Below are 2923 nucleotides of genomic sequence, written 5' to 3' on the forward strand. Positions count from 1 at the left end.
CGCTGCTCGGCGTCCCGGCCGTTCGCGGCCGGGACGCCGAGCAGCGGGGAGGGCAGGACCGTCGGCAGCAGACCGCGCGCCGCCAGCTCCGGCCGCACGCCCTCGCCGAACCAGTACGCCTCCTCCAGATGCGGGTACCCGGACAGGACGAAGTGCTCCACCCCCAGGTCGTGGTACTCCTCGATCCGGTCCGCGACCTCGGCGTGGCTGCCGACGAGCGCCGTCCCGGCGCCGCCCCGTACGAGGCCGACCCCCGCCCACAGGTTCGGCGAGATCTCCAGCCGGTCGCGGCCGAGGGAGCCGCCCTCGTGCAGCGCCAGCATCCGCTGCTGGCCGACCGACTCGCTCCGGCCAAGCACCTGCTGCGCGGCGGCGATCGTCTCGGCGTCGAGATCGGAGAGCAGCCGGTCGGCCGTCGCCCAGGCCTCGCGCGCCGAGTCACGGGAGATCGTGTGCAGCCGGATCCCGAAGCGGACCGCGCGGCCGCGTTGCTCCGCGAGGCCCCGGATCCAGTCGATCTTCTCCTTGACCTGCCAGGGCGGCTCGCCCCAGGTCAGATAGACGTCCGCGTGCTCGGCCGCCACCGGACCCGCCGCGGCGGACGAGCCGCCGAAGAAGATCTCGGGCAGCGGGTCCGGCGGCAGCGCGGTGAGCCCGCCCTCGATCCGGAAGTGCTCGCCCTCGTAGTCGAACGGCCGCCCGCTCCACGCGCCCCGCACGACCGACAGGAACTCGGCCGTGCGCGCGTACCGCCGGTCGTGGTCCAGGTGGTCGCCGAAGCGGCGCTGCTCGGTGGAGTCCCCGCCGGTCACCACGTTGAGGAGGAGCCTGCCGCGGGTGATCCGCTGGTACGTGGACGCCATCTGGGCCGCGAGCACCGGCGAGATCACCCCCGGCCGGAACGCCACCAGGAACTTGAGCCGTTCGGTGTGCTGGGCGAGCGCGACCGTGGTGAGCCAGGCGTCCTCGCACCACGTCCCGGTCGGGGTCAGTACGGCCTCGAACCCCAGCTGCTCGGCCGCCTTGGCGATCTGGATCAGATAGTCGATGTCGGGCGCGCGCACCCCGGACACGGTGCGGTCGCGGGTGATCCCGCCGTCCGTGTAGGCGTGCCGGTCGACGAGGGTCCGGCCGTCGCCGCCGGTGGGCAGGAACCAGTGCAGATGGACGGTCATCGGGAGGAGGCCTTTCCGTAGCTGCGCGCCGGGGTGGTGGACGGCGGCAGGTTCTTGTTGAAGCGGGTGTCGACGTAGTCGGCGAAGCGGAACGTGCGCGGGATGAGCCCCAGGGCGGCGAACGTGTCGGCGATCTTCTGCTCGGAGGCGATGGCGGCGTCGTCGAGGGCGACCGGGATACGGGTCCCGTTGCTGCGCTTCACGGCGGCGAGCGCCACTTCGTACGGCAGTCCGGTCTCCTTCGCCCAGACCTTCGCCCAGGCCTCGGGGTGGTCGAACACCCAGTCCTGGGCGCGCCGGAGCCGCTCGACGAAGTCACCTATGGCCTTGGCCTTCGCGGGGTCGGCGAGCGCCGATGGGGCGGCGACCTGGAAACCGAGGCCGTTGACGAGCCCGCGCCCGTCGGCGAGGACCCGGCCCTTGCCGCTCAGCAGGACCTGCGAGGTGTACGGGTCCCAGACCGCCCAGGCGTCCACCTTGCCGCTGGTGAACGCGGCCAGCGCGTCGGCCGGCTGGAGCAGCGTCACCCGGACGTCGTTCGGGGTCAGACCGGCCTTTCCGAGCGAGGAGATCAGCTGGAAGTGGGCGGAGCTTCCCTGGGCGACGGCGACCTGTTTTCCCTTCAGGTCCGCCACGGAGCGCAGGGGCGAGTCCTTCGCGACGAGGATCGCCTCGCCCGCGGAGTCGCCGTGCGTCGCGGAGACCACGGTGATCTTCGAGTCGGCCCCCGCGGCGAAGACGGGAGGCGTGTTGCCGACCGAGCCGATGTCGACGGCCTTGGCGTTCACCGCCTCCAGCAGGGGTGGCCCTGAGGTGAACGTCGACCAAGTGACCCGGTACGGGAGGTCGTCCAGCTCACCGGCGGCCCGCAGCAGCGCCTCCACGCCGCCCTTCTGGTCGCCGACGTTCAGGACGAGCGAGCCCTTGCCGTCGGAGTTCGAGGACGAACCGGCCGCGGAGGCGCCGGAGCAGGCGGAGGCGAGGAGGGCGAGCGGCACGAGCAGGGCCGCGGTGGACAGACGGAAGGACTTCACAGGGATCGCTCCTTGGGGAGGGCATGACGGAGGGGACGACGGAGGGGACGACGGAGGCGACGCCGGAGGGGATGACGAACGGGGTGAGGGAGCGGACAGGGCATGGGTCAGGCCACCTGTTCGGCGAACTCGGCCTCGCTGACGCCCAGTTCGGCGAGCAGCCGGGTGCGGAGCGCGGCCAGGGCGGGATCGCCCGCGGAGCGGGGCCGGTCCAGGTCGACGGCCGTGTCGTACGCGATGACGCCGTCCCGCATCACCAGGGCGCGGTCCGCGAGCTGCAGCGCCTCGTCCACGTCGTGGGTGACGAGCAGGACCGTGCAGCCGCGCCGCTGCCACAGTTCGGCCACGAGCCGCTGTGCCTTGATCCGGGTCAGCGCGTCGAGCGCGCCGAACGGCTCGTCGAGCAGCAGCAGGTCCGGGTCCCGTACCAAGGCCCGTGCGAGGGAGGCCCGTTGGGCCTCGCCGCCGGAGAGCGTCTTCGGCCAGGCGCCCGAGCGGTGACCGAGCCCGACTTCGGCCAGAGCCTTCTCCGCCACCGCGCGGCCCGGCTTCCCCGGCAGCCCGAGGAGCACATTGCGCCAGACCCGCTTCCATGGCATCAGGCGCGGCGCCTGAAAGGCGACGGCGCGCCGGCGCGGGACGAGGACGGTGCCGGAGATCTCCCGGTCGAGCCCGGCGAGGACCCGGAGGAGGGTGGACTTGCCGCAGCCGCTG

At 73.0% G+C, this 2923-nt stretch carries 3 protein-coding genes; all 3 read right to left on the reverse strand.

All coding sequences use genetic code 11. The features are described 5' to 3' along the window. Positions 1-1175, reverse strand: a 1175-nt coding sequence (locus AOK00_RS29545) for an LLM class flavin-dependent oxidoreductase (protein WP_055603290.1), incomplete at its 3' end; no start/stop codon positions are given. Further along, positions 1172-2209 (reverse strand): ABC transporter substrate-binding protein, encoded by a 1038-nt coding sequence (locus AOK00_RS29550; RefSeq protein ID WP_055603291.1) that lies wholly within the window; start codon positions 2207-2209, stop codon positions 1172-1174. The genes AOK00_RS29545 and AOK00_RS29550, both read right to left, overlap by 4 nt. 107 nt (positions 2210-2316) lie before the next feature. Further along, positions 2317-2923: ABC transporter ATP-binding protein (locus AOK00_RS29555; protein ID WP_055603292.1), on the reverse strand; the 607-nt coding region annotated here is incomplete at its 5' end.

Source organism: Streptomyces aureus (genome assembly GCF_001418135.1).
GTDB classification, from domain to species: Bacteria; Actinomycetota; Actinomycetes; order Streptomycetales; family Streptomycetaceae; genus Streptomyces; species Streptomyces aureus_A.